This is a genomic window from Saccharothrix longispora, assembly GCF_030852425.1.
Taxonomy (GTDB): domain Bacteria; phylum Actinomycetota; class Actinomycetes; order Mycobacteriales; family Pseudonocardiaceae; genus Actinosynnema; species Actinosynnema longispora.
In genome coordinates this window covers 92,922-107,830 of sequence record NZ_NSDM01000008.1, presented here as the reverse complement: position 1 = coordinate 107,830, position 14,909 = coordinate 92,922, and the positions used below count along the sequence as shown (strand labels likewise).

Below are 14,909 nucleotides of genomic sequence, written 5' to 3'. Positions count from 1 at the left end.
ACGTGACCGAAGCGCACGACCTGGTCGACAAGGTGGTGGCCGAGCTTCCGGCGTGGCTGCCGGAGCAGCGGTGGTTCGGCGGCAAGGACCGCCCGATCACCTCGGTCCGCCCCCTCCGGACGACCGTGCTGCGCGACGGCGTACCGGTGCTGGTGCACCTCGTGGTGGAGGTGGAGCAGGGCGACCGGCGCGAGCCGTACCAACTGCTGGTCACCGACCAGCCGGACAACCACGACGCGACGGGCGACTCCGAGCTGACCGGGCCGCTGCTCGACCTGATCGCGGAGGGTCGCGAGGTCGACGGGCTGGTGTTCGCGCACGAGCCGGGCGTGGAGATCCAGACGGGCCTGCGCGGCAGGCGCATCACCTCGGAGCAGTCGAACACCTCGCTGGTGTTCGGCAGCCAGTACATCCTCAAGCTGTTCCGCAAGCTCACGTTCGGCGAGAACCCGGACCTGGTGCTCCAGCGGGCCCTGCACGAGGTGGGCTGCGAGCACATCGCCCAGCCGCTCGGGTCGATCACCGGCGAGCTGGACGGCCGCGGCACGACCGTCGGCATGCTCCAGCAGTTCCTGCCGGACGCGGTGGACGGCTGGGCCATGGCCACGACGAGCGTGCGCGACCTGATGACCGAGCGGGACCTGCACGCCGACGAGGTGGGCGGCGACTTCGCGGGCGAGGCGCAGCGGCTCGGCCAGGCCGTGGCCACGGTGCACGCCGACCTGGAGCGCGCGCTGGGCGCCGAGCACGCCGACGCCGACGACATCGAGCGCAGCGTGCAGGCGATGGTCGACCGGCTGGACGACGTGGTGGCGCGGGTGCCCGAGCTGGAGCCGTACGTGCCCGCGCTGCGCGAGGCGTTCGAGCAGGCCAGGGACACGCCGGGGGCCGTCGCGATCCAGCACATCCACGGCGACCTGCACCTGGGCCAGGTGCTGCGGACCGTCCACGGGTGGCTGCTGATCGACTTCGAGGGCGAGCCGGGCGCGCCGATCGACGAGCGGACGGCGCTGCGGTCGCCGCTGCGCGACGTGGCCGGGATGCTGAGGTCGTTCGACTACGCGGCGCACCAGCTGCTCGTCGGCCGGCCGGAGGACCACCAGCTGGCCGTGCGGGCGCTGGAGTGGTCGCGCCGCAACCGGGCGGCCTTCACCCAGGGCTACGCGGAATCGGCGTCGCGGACGGTCGGCGACCCGCGCGAGCGCGGTTACCTGCTGCGCGCGTTCGAGCTGGACAAGGCCGTGTACGAGGTCGCCTACGAGCACGCGAACCGACCGGAGTGGTTGACGGTCCCGTTGTCGTCGATCGCCCGCATCACTGGAGAGGGAGCGGTGCAGTCATGATCTCGCCCCAGGACGTCGACCGGCTGCTGGCCGGGTCGCACCACGACCCGCACTCGGTGCTGGGCGTGCACCACGTCCCCGAAGGCGTGGTGGCGCGCGCCCTGCGTCCGGGCGCGTCCGCGGTGGCCGTGATGGCCGGTGACAAGCGGTTCGAGCTGGACCGCGTGACCGACGGGCTGTTCGCGGGCGAACTGCCCGAGCACCCCGGCGACTACCGGCTGGAGGTCGAGTACGGGTCCCAGGTCGTCGAGGTGGACGACCCGTACCGGTGGTTGCCGACGATCGGCGAGCTGGACCAGCACCTGATCGGCGAGGGCCGCCACGAGCGGCTGTGGGACGTGCTCGGCGCGCACGTGCGGACCTACGACACGCCCAACGGCGTCGTCAGCGGCGTGTCGTTCGCGGTGTGGGCGCCGACGGCGCGGGGCGTGCGGGTGATCGGCGACTTCGACGGCTGGGACGGTCGGGCGAACCCGATGCGCTCGCTCGGCTCGTCCGGGGTGTGGGAGATCTTCATCCCCGGCGTCCCCGTCGGCACCCGGTACAAGTTCCGCATCCTCGGCCAGGACGGCGCGTGGCACGAGAAGGCCGACCCGATGGCGTTCGCCACCGAGAAGCCGCCCGCCACCGCGTCGGTCGTCACCGAGTCGACGTACTCGTGGGGCGACGCCGAGTGGGAGGCGAAGCGCGACGCCACGCAGTGGGTCAACGCGCCGATGTCGGTGTACGAGGTGCACCTGGGGTCGTGGCGACCGGGCCTGGGCTACCGGGAGCTGGCCGAGGAGCTGGCCGACTACGTGTCGTCGGCCGGGTTCACGCACGTCGAGCTGATGCCGGTGGCCGAGCACCCGTTCGGCGGGTCGTGGGGCTACCAGGTGACGTCGTACTACGCCCCGACCTCGCGGTTCGGCTCCCCCGACGACTTCCGGCACTTCGTGGACGCCCTGCACCGGCGCGGCATCGGCGTGATCATGGACTGGGTGCCGGCGCACTTCCCGAAGGACTCGTGGGCGCTGGCGAAGTTCGACGGCACAGCGCTGTACGAGCACCCCGACCCGCGCCGCGGCGAGCACCCCGACTGGGGGACGCTCGTGTTCGACTTCGGGCGCAACGAGGTGCGCAACTTCCTCGTCGCGAACGCGCTGTACTGGATCGAGGAGTTCCACATCGACGGCCTGCGGGTCGACGCGGTGGCCTCGATGCTGTACCTCGACTACTCGCGGCAGGCCGGGCAGTGGCTGCCCAACCAGTACGGCGGCCGGGAGAACCTCGACGCGGTGCGGTTCCTCCAGGAGCTCAACGCCACGGTCTACAAGCGGCACGCGGGCGTCGTGATGGTCGCCGAGGAGTCCACCGCCTGGCCGGGCGTCACGCGGCCCACGCACCTGGGCGGGCTCGGGTTCGGCTTCAAGTGGAACATGGGCTGGATGCACGACACCCTGCACTACCTGTCGCGCGAACCCGTGCACCGCTCGTTCCACCACAACGAGATCACGTTCTCTCTGGTGTACGCGTGGAGCGAGAACTTCGTGCTGCCGCTGTCGCACGACGAGGTCGTGCACGGCAAGGGGTCGCTGTGGCAGCGGATGCCCGGTGACGACTGGAACAAGGCGGCGGGCCTGCGGTCGCTGCTGGCGTTCATGTGGGCGCACCCCGGCAAGCAGCTGCTGTTCATGGGCGGCGAGTTCGGGCAGCGCGGCGAGTGGTCGGAGTCGCGGTCGCTGGACTGGCACCTGCTGGACGACCCGCTGCACGCGGGCCTGCGGACGCTGATCGCCGACCTCAACGGCGTCTACAAGTCGTGCCCGGCGCTCTACAGCGCGGACGACCGCCCCGAGGGCTTCTCGTGGATCGACGCGAACGACTCGGGCGGCAACGTGCTGAGCTTCCTGCGCATCGGCGACGACGGCTCGGTGCTGGTGTGCGTCGCGAACTTCGCCGGTCAGCCGCACCACGACTACCGGGTGGGCCTGCCGTCGGCGGGGCGGTGGCGGGAGGTCGTCAACACGGATTCGGGCGCCTACGGCGGTTCGGGCGTGGGCAACCTGGGTGGCGTGGACGCGGAGGAGAGGCCGTGGCACGGCCGTCCCGCGTCGGCGGTGCTCCAGCTGCCGCCGTCGGGCGTGCTGTGGCTGACGCCGGAGGCCCCCGTGGCCGGTGAGGCGTCGGCGATGGCGCTGTCCGGGGTGAGCGAGAGCGGTGAGGTGACGGAGGCCCCGAAGGTGGTGCGGACGCCGGGGTCGGCCCCGGTCGCGCCGGGCGCCTCGTCCGGCGAGGTCGACACGGACGGCAGGGTCGAGCCGTCCGGCGGGGTCGACGCGGCGGGCGGGATCACCGAGGCCTGAGGCCCCGTCCCGGCACCCGGCAGGGGTTCCCTCGGAGGGGACCCCTGCTTCGTTCCACCCGCCGCACCTCCGGGCCGCCGCACCTCCGGGCCGCCGCACCTCCGGGCCGCCGAACGCCGGTCCGCCGAACGCCGGTCCGCGCAACCGCGTGACGCCCCGACGGAGTCCCGCGCTGTGACGGGCGACCGCGAGCCGTACCGCGACGCGGCCGGGTGCCCGGTGGTTCGCAGGAGGCGTCGACGGCCTTCCCGGCCCGCGGGGACGAGTAGTTCGCGCACTTCGCGGCCACGGCTGCGTGGAACAGCGGCGGACGGGCGTCGTCCGTGCCACCCTCGACTCCGTGGCCCGGGACATGCGGGCGTTGGAGGTGCCGACCGCCTTCGCCGACTTCGACGACTACCGGCCCCCGTTCCTCGGGCGCCGGGGCCTCGCGCCGTCCTACCTGGCGTCGCTGCCGGAGGACCGGCGGCTCGCCGTCCGGGACGCGGTCCGCGACCGCCTGCCGACCGGGCGCGACGGCTCCATCGGCCCGACGGCGCGCGCGTGGCCGTGCGGGGGACGACCTGACTCGTCCGGCCCCCGTAGGGGGTGCGGGCAGGCACAATGGACGAATGCGGCTCGCTTCGGCTCGGCTGGTCCTGCTGTCGACGGTCCTCGTCACGACGACGGCCTGCACGCAACTCGTGGCGGGCTCGCCCACGGCCGGTGACGCGGTCACCAAGGGCACCGTCGACCCCGCGTTCATCCAGGGCACCGACGGCGGTCCCATCGACCAGTTGGCGGCCACCGCGATCACGGACGTCGACTCGTTCTGGGAGGAGACCTTCCCGACGACGTTCGGCGAGCCGTGGCAGCCGCTGGAGGGCGGCATCTACTCGGTCGACACGTCCGACCCGTCCGCGAAGCCGCCGCCGTGCACGGAGAAGGCCAGCGACGTGGAGGGCAACGCGTTCTACTGCCCGAGCGCCGACGCCATCGCCTGGGACCGGGCCGCGCTGCTGCCGGTGCTCAAGGACCGGTTCGGCGACGCCGCCGTGGTGATCGTGCTGGCGCACGAGATGGGCCACGCCGTGCAGAACCGCATGGGCATCACGCCCGAGGCGGAGCGGCGCGACCCCGCCAAGTACCCGACGATCCTCACCGAGGCGATGGCCGACTGCTTCGCCGGCTCGTTCATCAAGTGGGTCAACGACGGCAAGTCCGAGCACCTCGACATCGGGTCGGACACGCTCGACTCGGCGCTCGGCGCGCTCATCACCTTCCGCGACCCCGTCGGCACGTCGCCGGACGACCAGTCGGCGCACGGCAACGCGTTCGACCGCGTGTCCGCGTTCCAGGACGGCTACCAGCAGGGCACGAAGTTCTGCGCGGCGATGACCGTGCAGAACCGGCCGTTCACGCAGGAGGCGTTCACCAGCGCCGACGACCGCGACCGGGGCGGCAACCTGCCGTTCGACGAGATGCTGGAGTCGATCACCCCGGACCTGAACGCCTACTACAAGGCGCTGGTCGAGTCGGCGGGCGGGACGTGGGTCCAGCCCGGGGCCACGGCCACCGAGACCGAGCCGGACTGCTCGGGCGACCAGGGGCCGGTGGCGTTCTGCCCGGCCGAGAAGTCGGTGGAGATCGAGGTCAAGGAGGACCTGCCCGAGCTGCACGCCGAGATCGGCGACTACGCGACGGGCGTGCTGCTGGCCAGCCGCTACGGCCTGGCCGCGATGTCCCAGGTCGGCGTGGACGTCGAGGGCGAGGCGGCGGCGACCGGCGCGCTGTGCCTGGCCGGCACGTACACGCGCGAGGTGTTCACCCGGCAGCAGGGCTTCGGCCTGTCCCCCGGTGACCTGGACGAGGCCGTGCGGGTGCTGCTGACCTACGACTACGCGGCGCGCGACGCGAGCGGCGGGTCCGCGCTGGACCCCGGCTTCAAGCGCGTCGAGGTCTTCCGCGGCGGGGTGCTGGAGGGCGTCGAGTCCTGCGGGTTGGGCTGAGGATTCGCCGGCTCCCACCCGAACGGGCGATCCGCTGGGTAGGGTTCGGCATCAACGTGAACCGCGGGAACGATGGAGCTGGGGCATGGGTCGACGGGCTTCTCTCTTCACGGCGCTCGTCGCCGTCCTGGCGTTGACCGGGTGCACCCAGCTGGTCAGCGGGCAGGGCCGGTCCGAGCGGCCGGACGTGAGCAAGGTGTCGGGGCTGGAGATCACCACCGGTGAGAGCGGGCCGAAACCCGGCGTGCCGGACGCCGACCTCCAGGTGGAGAACGGCGACGGCGGCGAGATGGACCGGCTGGCCATCAACACCCTCGCCGACGTCGAGGCGTACTGGGCGGAGCAGCTGCCGGCGAAGTTCGACGTCGAGTTCACGCCGGTCAAGCGGCTCGTGTCGTACGACTCGAACGGCAAGGGCGTCGACATCTGCCGCACCAACACGGCGGGCGTGGCCAACGCGTTCTACTGCTCCCTGGACGACTCGATCGCGTGGGACCGGGGCGAGCTGCTGCCCATGCTCGACGACGCGTTCGGCCCGATGTCCGTGGTGACCGTGCTGGCGCACGAGATGGGCCACGCCGTGCAGTACAAGCTCGGCGACAAGGGCGGCGTCAACCAGGCCACGCCGACGATCATCAAGGAGCAGCAGGCGGACTGCTACGCCGGCAACTTCTTCCGGTGGGTCGCCGAGGGCAAGTCGGAGCACTTCCGCATCTCGACCGGGCCGGGTCTGAACCAGGTGCTGGCGACGATGTTCTTCATCCGCGACGCGGCGGGCACGTCCGCCGAGAAGCAGGGCGCGCACGGCAGCGCGTTCGACCGGGTGTCGGCGTTCCAGTTCGGCTTCGCGGGCGACCCGACGCGGTGCGCCGCGATCGACGAGGCCGAGATCAAGGCCCGCATCACGCAGCAGAGGTTCGACGCGCAGGACGAGGACCAGGGGTTCGGCAAGGGCAACCTCAAGGTGGACGACCCGCGCTACCTGGACCTGCTGGAGCAGTCGCTGAAGGACGCGTACGCCGAGTCCGGCGCGACGCCCCCCACCTTCACCACGGAGGAGGACGACTGCCAGGACGCCGCCGAGACCTCGCCCGCGTCGTACTGCCCGGCGACCAACTCGGTGTCCATCGACCTGCCGGACCTGGTGAAGATCGGCACCCCGCCGAAGCGCGGTCAGAAGGGCGGGATCGGCGACTTCGCCGCGTTCGCCGAGATCGCGTCGCGCTTCGCGCTGTCCATCCAGAAGGCCACCGGGTACTCGCTGGAGGGGCCGGCGGCGGGGCTGCGGACGGCGTGCCTGACGGGCGCCTGGGCCGGGACCACGACGGAGAGCGAGGCCCGGCTGCGGTTGTCGTCGGGTGACCTGGACGAGGCCGTTGCGGAGTTGCTGGCCGACAAGAGCCTGATCGCGGCCGACGTGAACGGGACCGTGGTGCCCTCGGGGTTCGCCCGGGTCGAGGCCTTCCGGGACGGGTTCTTCGAGGGCTCCGGCTTGTGCACCCGGAAGTACTCGGGCTGAGGCCGACCCGGCACGGGTGGGCGGGAACAGCGGGAACGGGGACGGGGCCCGCCGGAGCGGGTCCCCGTCACGGCCGGGCGTGATCAGTACAGGGCGCTGGCCAGGTTGCGACGGGCCTTCGCGACCCGCTCGTCGTCCGCCGGGAACAGCTCGAACAACCCGACCAGGTGCTCGCGGACCCGGTCGCGGTCGTCGCCGAACACCCTGCGCACGGTGTCGACCAGGCGCTTGAACGCCTGCTCGACGTCGTTCGTGGCCACCTCCAGGTCGGCGGCGGCCAGTTGGGCGGCCACGTCGTCCGGGTCGGCGTCGGCCTTGGCGATCGCGTCGCCGCCGACCTCCTCGGCGCGGGCGGTGAAGCGGACCTGGGCCAGGGCGGCCTTCGCGTCGGCGTTGGCGGGTTCCGCGGCCAGGATGGCCTCGTAGGCGGCCTGGGCGGCGGCGAAGTCGCCCTGCTCGAAGGCCTCCTCGGCGGCGACGAAGCGGGGGTCCTCGAATTCCGGCTGCGGTTCGCCGCCGGCGTCGGCGCGGTTGGCCTCGGCCGCCTTGATGCCGGGCAGCCGGTCGCGCAGGGCGTCCAGCAGGCGGGTGATCCACTGGCCGAACTCGGCCTCCGGGAGGGGGCCGGCGAAGGCGTCGATCGGCTGGCCACCGGCGACGGCGACGACCGTGGGCACGGACTGGACGCCGAACGCCTGGCCGATGCGCGGGTTCGCGTCCAGGTCGACGCGCGCCAGCAGCCAGGCGCCGCCGCCGGCGCGGGCCGCCTTCTCGAGGATCGGCGAGAGCTGCCCGGCCTCGGGGCTCCAGGACGCGGTCAGCTCGACCACGACCGGGATGTCCAGGGAGCGCTCGACGACGGACTGGAACGTCGCCTCGGTGACGTCCAGCACCCACGGGCTCGGACCTGCGTCCGGAGCGGCGCCCGCGGGCGGGGGTGGGGTCGCGGAACGCTGCCTCGCGGCATCGGCCCGGGCCTTGAGCGCGCCGAGGTCGACGGCCCCGGACAGCGCGGCGGACAGTGCGGCGTTCTTGCGCGGGTCTGGCCTTGTCACGTTCCCATCCTGGCACGAGGGCCGGGACGGTCCGCGTCGGGTTGGCCGGCGATCTGCGCGACCGGGTCGATGGCCATGGGGTTGGTCCGCATGGCCTCGTTGAGGTGCCCCAGCCGGAGGGCGACGGGGGTCATCAGCCCGGTGAACCGGGCCGCGTCCACCTCCGCCCAGCAGTCGCGGGCGGCGTCGTCGGTGGCGCGTTCGACGTCGTCGCGCAGCGCCCGGCCGGCGGGGGTGAGGCCGCCGTCGACCAGGCCGCGTTCGCGCAGGGCCGATTCGGCGGCGGCCCACTCGTCGGCGGTCCAGCCGCGCGCCCTGCGCAGGTAGTCCGCGCCGAGCCCTTTGTCGGCGTCGAACAGCACGAGCGCCTCGCACGGCCCGAGCCCGGCGGCGACCAGGGCGGCGACGTGGCCGTCGCCCCGGGACTCGCGCAGCACGGTGCACGCCCACCACAGCGCGAGGTGGGGTTCGCCGGGCACGGGCAGCGCCCGGTTGGCCGCGGCGAGCACGCGGCCGGCGAGGGGCGTGGCCGTGGCGGCGGCGACGGCCAGGTCGGCGGCCTCCGCGAGGTCCAGCGACTCCAGCATCCGCCGCAGCGCGCCGTCGACGCCCTCCAGCCGGGCCTCCAGGTAGCGGGCGGGTGTGGCCACGTCCCACGCGTCGGGCAGCGCGCGGGCGACCATCCGCGGGTGGAAGGTGAAGAACGCGGCGGTCACGACCTCCGGCGGCACGGCGCCGAGCGGCGCGGCGCGCATGCCGAAGTAGCCCATCCAGCCGCCCTTGCAGCCGAGCGCGTCGGTGGCGGCCCTGGACTCCGGGGAGAAGTAGGTGACGTCGTGGTAGGTCTCGAACCGGAGCCAGAGGTCACGGGGTGTCATGACCACCAAATTAGTAGGACGTCCTACTAAATGCATCCCCCCGGACGATCCCCCGGGCGACCCCGTCCGGCTACGCGGGACCGGTCGGCGCGGCGTCGTCGCCGGCGGCGAGGTGCCGTTCGAGGCGCTCCACCTTGGCCGTCAGCTGACCGGTGTGGCCGGGCCGGATGTCCGCCTTGAGCACGAGGCCGACGCGGGGGGCGACGGCCTGCACGGCCTCGGTCGCCGCCTTGACCACCGCCATCACCTCGTCCCACTCGCCCTCGACCAGGGTGAACATGGCGTTGGTCTCGTTCGGCAACCCCGACTCGCGGACCACCCGCACGGCCTCGGCGACGGCCGCCGCCACCCCGTCGGACTCCCCGCCGAGCGGGCTGACACTGAAAGCGACGAGCACTGCTGCCTCCTGCCGGGCGGGTACTGACTGGTAGCTTCGGCGGCATGACGTCCCAGCCGCTGCCGTTCGACCCCATCGCGCGTGCCGCCGAGCTGTGGGAGAAGCGGATCGGACCCTCGACGTCGATGGCGGCGGTCACGAGCGTCATGCGAGTACAGCAGATCATCCAGTCCGCCGTGGACGCGGCCCTCAAACCGCACGGCCTGACGTTCGCGCGGTTCGAGGCGCTGGTGCTGCTGACGTTCTCCCGCGCGGGCAGCCTCCCGATGCGGGTCATGGGCGAGCGCCTCCAGCTGCACCCGACCAGCGTCACCAACATCGTGGACCGGCTGGAGGCCGACGGGCTGGTGCGCCGCACGCCGCACCCCACGGACCGCCGCACGACGCTGGTGGAGATCACCGAGGCCGGCCACACCCGGCGCGAGGCGGCGACCGAGGCCGTCACGACCGTCGACTTCGGCCTGCGCGGGCTCACCGACCGGCAGACCGAGCAGCTGACCGACCTGCTGGCGAAGGTCCGCCGCGCGGTCGGCGACTTCGACGACTGAGGACGTCGCGAACCGCCGATCCGGTCGACGCGGCGCGCCCGGCGTGACGACGAGCGTGCGGCGCCTGGTCCCGAGGGCGACCCCGAGGCGGAGCGGGAACGCGCTCAGTCCTCGGCGGCCCGAACCGGCCGGGTGTCGTCGAGGCGGCCGGTCTTCGCGGCCCAGCGCTCGAACACGACGGTGCCGAACGGCGGGATGCTCGCGAACAGCGCCCAGAACAGGGTCTTGCGGTCCCACTGCTGCGCCATCATCAGCGTCACGAGCACGTAGCCGACGAAGACGAGGCCGTGGATCGGCCCGAAGACCTTCACGCCGATCTCGTTCTGCACCACCACGTACTTGAAGAACATGCCGAGCAGCAGCCCGGCCCAGGACACCGCCTCGGCCATGGCGAGGAGGCGGAAACGGCCGACGGGGCTGGAGAGCATGTCCCCATTGTGGTGGGTGACGGCGCTCACCAGCCCCGCGGGGTGTCCGATTCGCCTGGATCGACCCGGCTCAGTCCTCCCAGCGGAACACGCGGGTCGCGACGAAGCCGACCACGAGCGTGAAGGCGACCAGCACCGCGGACGGCACCAGCAGCGCCTCCACGCCCTTGCCGCGCACCAGCACGTCGAGCATGCCGTCGTTCATGTGCCGCAGCGGGAACGCCTTCGACACGGTCTGGAGCCAGCCCGGCGCGTTGTCCACCGGGAAGAACGTGCCGGACAGGAACGCCATCGGCATGATGATCAGGTTCGCCGCGCCGGACGCGGCCTCCTCGGTCCTGCAGAACGCGCCGACCAGCATCCCGATGGCGAAGAACGCCGTGGTGCCGAGCACCAGCAGCGGCAGCGCGAGGTACCACTGGCCGGTGAGCCGCAGGCCGAACAGCGGCAGCATCGCGACCGCCACGAACACCACGCCCTGGACGAGCGCCGTGCCGATGGAGACGAGGATGCGCGAGGTGAGCACCGTTGTCGTGCTGACCGGGGCGAGCCGGATGCGGCGCAGCACCTGCTTCTTGCGCCACGACACCAGGGTGAGGGCCGCGCCGAACACGCCGGAGAACGAGACCGCCCACGACAGGATGCCGGGCGTCAGGTACTGGATGGGCTTGAGCGAGGCGTCCTCGACCGGCACGGTCCGCAGGGTGAACACCGGCCGCACGTCGGCCACGCCGAGGTTCACCTTGTCCACCACGCCGGACACGATGCCGACGACGGTGCCCGCGGCGACCTGGTCGGTGGCCGCGAACACGAGGTCGACCTGGTTGCCGTCCACGACGACCGCGGCGGGCAGGTCGCCGTCGTCGACCTTCCGCCGGGCGTCGGCGGCGCTGCCGTGGCGCTCCAGCTCCAGCGCGCCGGTCTGCTCCAGGGCGGTGACCACCGGGCCGTCGCCGACCACGCCGATCTTCGTCCGGTCGTCGTCCGGGCTGCCGAGCAGCAGGCCGAACACGACCAGGAACAGCAGCGGGAACAGGAAGATGAAGAACAGGGCCATCCGGTCGCGCAGGAAGCCCTTGACCATGGCCGCCGCGAGGCTCTTGAACGCGGTCACGCGCGGTACTCCCGTCCGGTCAGGTCGAGGAACACGTCCTCCAGGGTCGCGGTGCGCACCTGGAGCCCGTCGAGCGTGCCGCGCTCGGCCAGCGCCGAGAGCACGGGCGCGGGCCGGCGGGTGGAGATGGTCAGCGAGACCTCGTCCTCGTGCGCGTCCTCGACCCCGGAGATGGCGCGGGCCGCCTCGGTGGTGAGCGCGCCCTTCCGGAGGACGACGTGGGTGGGCGCGTCGAGGCCGCGCACCAGCGTGGCGGGCGCGTCCATGGCCAGGACGCGCCCGCGGTCCATGATCGCCACGCGGTCGCAGAGGATCTCGGCCTCGTCGAGGTAGTGCGTCGTGTAGACGATGGTCTTGCCGCGGGCCTGGATGGCGCGCAGCACGTCCCACAGGTTGCGGCGGGCCTGCGGGTCGAGCGCGGCCGTCGGCTCGTCGAGGAACACCACGTCCGGGTCGTGCACCAGGGCGCAGGCGATGGACAGCCGCTGCCGCTGGCCGCCGGACAGCTTGTTCTCCTGCACGTCCGCCTTGTCGCCGAGGCCGACGAGTTCCAGCATCTCGTCCGCCCGGCGCGCGGTCACGCCGTACAGCGAGCCGAACGTCTGGAGCTGCTCGCGCGCGGTCAGCCTCTCGAAGAAGCTCGACGCCTGGAGCTGCACGCCGATGCGGGGCAGCAGCTCGGGGTTGCGCGGCCACGGTTCGACGCCGAGCAGCGTCACCCGGCCCGAGTCGGGCCTGCGCAGCCCCTCCACGATCTCCAGCGTCGTGGTCTTCCCCGCGCCGTTCGGCCCGAGGATGCCGAAGAACTCCCCCTCCGCCACGGTGAACGAGACGCCGTCCACCGCCTTCAGCCCGCCGTAGCTCTTGCGGATGTCCGCAACCACGACCGCTGGAATGCGTGCCCCACTCATGGCTGGACGGTAGCCCCCGGACAGCGGCCGGTGGTGGGGAACGGGCAGCCCTCGACCGAAGTGGACGGTGATCGATACCTTCGTAGGACCCACCGGTAGCGCTGCGCACGCCACCGGCCACGAGGAGTGCTCACAGGCCCCGGGCGGTCTCGGCCGGGGCGTCGGTCAGCTCGTGGGCGACGGTCGTGCCCGACGTGAGCACCTCCCACGACAGCCGCACGTCGTCCCACGGCTCGTCGCCCACCCGCAACGCCCTCGTGCACTGGAGGCGGGAAGGGTCGGCGCCGGGCGCGGTGACGGTCAGGTCGCGGCCGTCCGCCAGGTGCACGACGGCGCGGGCGAACCTCGGGGTGTTGAGCACGAACTCCCCCGTGCCCGGTGCCACCGGGTACAGGCCGAGCGCGCCGAGCACGTACCACGCGGACATCGTGCCGAGGTCGTCGTTGCCCGTGACGCCGTCGGGCGCGGCCACGAACAGGGTCTGCGCCGCCCGCACCACCACCGAGGTCTTCCACGGCGCGCCGAGCAGCGCGTACATCCACGGCACGTGCAGGTCCGGCTCGTTGTTGGGGTTGTAGCGGTGCTGGTCGTAGTAGTCGTACGGCCCGACGACCCACTTGTCGCGCACCACGCGCGCCGGGTCGGCCGGCAGGTCGGTGAAGGCGAAGAAGTCGTCCAGCCGGGCGAGCGCGGCCTCCCTGCCGCCCAGCAGCCCGACGAGCCCGTCCACGTCGTGCTGGGCCAGCCACTGGTACTGCCACGCGGTGCCCTCGTGGAAGCCGTCCGGCCCCCGCGCGCTGAACGGCGACAGCCACGCGCCGCCGGCCACCTTCGGCCGCGGGAACCCGCGGAAGCCGCGGTCGGTGACCGAGGGGTCCCACAGCGCGCGGTGGTTGAGGCCCCTCGCGCGCAGCGCGGCGGCGTCCTCGTGGTGGCCCAGGGCTTCCGCCATGATCGACAGGGCGTGGTCGGCGAGCGCGTACTCCAGGGTCGCCGACGCGCCGTGGTGCGGGTCGACGTCCTGCCCCTTCTTCGGGAAGCCCGGGTCGTGCTCGACGAACCCGTCCGCGAGGTAGGACGGGTTGCCCGCCCTGCCCTCGAACGGCGAGGACGCGGGCGGCACGGACGTCGCGTTGCGCCACAGCGCCCGGTACGCCTGCTCCTCCCGGCCCTCCAGCGCGCCGAACCGCCACAGGTCGACCAGGAACGGCGTCACCGGGTCGCCGGTCATCGTGTTGGTCTCCTGGTTGGCGTACGCCCAGCGCGGCAGCCACCCGCCCTGCTCGTGGACCGCCAGCACGGACCGGGCGACGTCCCGCGCGCGGTCCGGCCGCAGCAGCGCGAGCAGCTGGTTGTGCGCGCGGTAGGTGTCCCACAGCGAGAAGTACTCGTGGTAGGTCCAGCCGTCCGCCAGGTGCACCCGGTCGTCGAACCCGCGGTAGCGGCCGTCCACGTCGTTGCCGGTCAACGGTTGGAGCAGCACGTGGTACAGCGCCGTGTAGAACACCACGAGGTCGTCGGGGTCCGCGCCCTCCACCTCCACGGACCCCAGTTCGCGCCGCCACTCGTCCTGGACGGCCGCGCGCAGCTCGTCGAACCCCTTGCCCCGCGACTCGGCCAGGTTCTTCGCCGCGCCCTCGGCGTCCACGTGCGAGAGGGCCGTCGCCACCGTCACCGGGTCGTCGCCGTCGAACACCGCCCACTGCCCGCGCAGGCCCGCGCCGCCCTCCGCGCCGCCCCAGTTCCCGGTGGTCCGGAACGGCCGGTCGAAGGTGGTGGTGAACCAGGTCGTGTAGGGCTTGCCGCCGCAGAACGCCTGCGCGGTCACGGTGCCCGCGAGCGTGCGGTCGTCCACCACCCGCACGGAACTGGCGGACACGGGTTCGCCGTCGTCGGCCTGACCGACGTTCACCAGCACGTGCGGCGTGGACCCGGGCGGGAAGGTGAACCGCTCGACGCCGGTGCGGGTCGTCGCGGTGCACTCGGCGGTGATGCCGGACGCCAGCCGCACCCGGTAGTAGCCGGCTTCGCCGACCTCGCCGTCGTGGGTGTACCCCGAGGCGTACGCGCGGTGGTCGAACGACGCCGGCAGGCCGAGCGCGGGCAGGACCGGCACCAGCCCGCCCTGCTCCCGGCAGCCCGCGCCGGACAGGAAGAAGTGCCCGAACCCGCGGATGGCCGGGTCGTCGTAACGGTAGCCCGCGTAGTGGGACCCGACGGGGCTGGAGTGGGCCATGCCGAACGGGGCCGACGCGCCGGGGAACGTGTTCCCGTCGTCGCGCGTGCCGATGAACGTGTTCACCCGGCCGACCGGGTCGAGGTCTGCCGCCACGACACCCACGGTAGACCCCACCAGCGGCGCCTGTCCGGTTCGGGACAGCGC

Annotated in this window: 12 protein-coding genes; 5 read left to right on the top strand and 7 right to left on the bottom strand. The window is 72.8% G+C overall.

Translation table 11 applies throughout. From position 1 onward, the window contains the following. Window positions 1-2 precede the first annotated feature (2 nt). From CKY47_RS19650 to CKY47_RS19635, 4 genes are all read left to right on the top strand, one after another. Entirely contained in the window at window positions 3-1,343 is a 1,341-nt protein-coding gene (locus CKY47_RS19650) for a maltokinase N-terminal cap-like domain-containing protein (RefSeq protein ID WP_306747346.1), read from the top strand. Continuing rightward, window positions 1,340-3,688, top strand: a complete 2,349-nt coding sequence (gene glgB / locus CKY47_RS19645) for a 1,4-alpha-glucan branching protein GlgB (RefSeq protein WP_306747345.1) — start codon at window positions 1,340-1,342, stop codon at window positions 3,686-3,688. The genes CKY47_RS19650 and glgB overlap by 4 nt, the downstream gene beginning before the upstream one ends. 611 nt (window positions 3,689-4,299) lie before the next feature. Beyond that, window positions 4,300-5,676 carry a neutral zinc metallopeptidase gene (locus CKY47_RS19640; RefSeq protein ID WP_306747344.1) on the top strand — a complete coding sequence of 459 codons (1,377 nt, stop codon included), beginning with the start codon at window positions 4,300-4,302 and terminating at the stop codon, window positions 5,674-5,676. Window positions 5,677-5,761: 85 nt separating this feature from the next. Further along, the gene (locus CKY47_RS19635; RefSeq protein ID WP_306747343.1) at window positions 5,762-7,195 is read left to right on the top strand and encodes a neutral zinc metallopeptidase; all 1,434 of its coding nucleotides are present in this window, start codon (window positions 5,762-5,764) and stop codon (window positions 7,193-7,195) included. Window positions 7,196-7,278: 83 nt separating this feature from the next. Here CKY47_RS19635 and CKY47_RS19630 read toward each other — a convergent pair whose 3' ends face one another. From CKY47_RS19630 to CKY47_RS19620, 3 genes are all read right to left on the bottom strand, one after another. Next, window positions 7,279-8,250: a tetratricopeptide repeat protein gene (locus tag CKY47_RS19630; RefSeq protein WP_306747342.1), complete on the bottom strand. Its 972-nt coding sequence runs from the start codon at window positions 8,248-8,250 to the stop codon at window positions 7,279-7,281. Next, the gene (locus tag CKY47_RS19625; protein ID WP_306747341.1) at window positions 8,247-9,128 is read right to left on the bottom strand and encodes an SCO6745 family protein; all 882 of its coding nucleotides are present in this window, start codon (window positions 9,126-9,128) and stop codon (window positions 8,247-8,249) included. The genes CKY47_RS19630 and CKY47_RS19625 overlap by 4 nt, the downstream gene beginning before the upstream one ends. Before the next feature lie 70 nt (window positions 9,129-9,198). Continuing rightward, window positions 9,199-9,525 carry an MTH1187 family thiamine-binding protein gene (locus tag CKY47_RS19620; protein ID WP_306747340.1) on the bottom strand — a complete coding sequence of 109 codons (327 nt, stop codon included), beginning with the start codon at window positions 9,523-9,525 and terminating at the stop codon, window positions 9,199-9,201. Window positions 9,526-9,569: 44 nt separating this feature from the next. On the opposite strand from CKY47_RS19620, the gene CKY47_RS19615 reads away from it, so the two are divergent. Next, the gene (locus CKY47_RS19615; RefSeq protein ID WP_306747339.1) at window positions 9,570-10,073 is read left to right on the top strand and encodes a MarR family winged helix-turn-helix transcriptional regulator; all 504 of its coding nucleotides are present in this window, start codon (window positions 9,570-9,572) and stop codon (window positions 10,071-10,073) included. A 104-nt stretch (window positions 10,074-10,177) separates the two neighbouring features. Here CKY47_RS19615 and CKY47_RS19610 read toward each other — a convergent pair whose 3' ends face one another. From CKY47_RS19610 to CKY47_RS19595, 4 genes are all read right to left on the bottom strand, one after another. Further along, entirely contained in the window at window positions 10,178-10,501 is a 324-nt protein-coding gene (locus CKY47_RS19610) for a DUF3817 domain-containing protein (protein ID WP_306747338.1), read from the bottom strand. Window positions 10,502-10,571: 70 nt separating this feature from the next. Then, a complete protein-coding gene (locus CKY47_RS19605; RefSeq protein WP_306747337.1) occupies window positions 10,572-11,615 on the bottom strand; it encodes an ABC transporter permease in 1,044 nt (347 codons plus the stop codon). Next, window positions 11,612-12,526 carry an ABC transporter ATP-binding protein gene (locus CKY47_RS19600; RefSeq protein ID WP_306747336.1) on the bottom strand — a complete coding sequence of 305 codons (915 nt, stop codon included), beginning with the start codon at window positions 12,524-12,526 and terminating at the stop codon, window positions 11,612-11,614. Before CKY47_RS19600 ends, CKY47_RS19605 begins: the two co-directional genes overlap by 4 nt. Window positions 12,527-12,656: 130 nt before the next feature. Then, on the bottom strand, window positions 12,657-14,882 hold the full coding sequence (locus CKY47_RS19595) for a GH92 family glycosyl hydrolase (protein WP_371320708.1): 2,226 nt from the start codon (window positions 14,880-14,882) through the stop codon (window positions 12,657-12,659). Between the last annotated feature and the right edge of the window lie 27 nt (window positions 14,883-14,909).

What these genes read in the sequence shown, in the direction of transcription:
- glgB (WP_306747345.1), top strand. Translation starts at nt 1,340, where the DNA reads ATGATCTCGCCCCAGGACGTCGACCGGCTGCTGGCCGGGTCGCACCAC.
- CKY47_RS19640 (WP_306747344.1), top strand. Translation starts at nt 4,300, where the DNA reads ATGCGGCTCGCTTCGGCTCGGCTGGTCCTGCTGTCGACGGTCCTCGTC.
- CKY47_RS19635 (WP_306747343.1), top strand. Translation starts at nt 5,762, where the DNA reads ATGGGTCGACGGGCTTCTCTCTTCACGGCGCTCGTCGCCGTCCTGGCG.
- CKY47_RS19625 (WP_306747341.1), bottom strand. Translation starts at nt 9,128, where the DNA reads ATGACACCCCGTGACCTCTGGCTCCGGTTCGAGACCTACCACGACGTC.
- CKY47_RS19615 (WP_306747339.1), top strand. Translation starts at nt 9,570, where the DNA reads ATGACGTCCCAGCCGCTGCCGTTCGACCCCATCGCGCGTGCCGCCGAG.
- CKY47_RS19610 (WP_306747338.1), bottom strand. Translation starts at nt 10,501, where the DNA reads ATGCTCTCCAGCCCCGTCGGCCGTTTCCGCCTCCTCGCCATGGCCGAG.
- CKY47_RS19600 (WP_306747336.1), bottom strand. Translation starts at nt 12,526, where the DNA reads ATGAGTGGGGCACGCATTCCAGCGGTCGTGGTTGCGGACATCCGCAAG.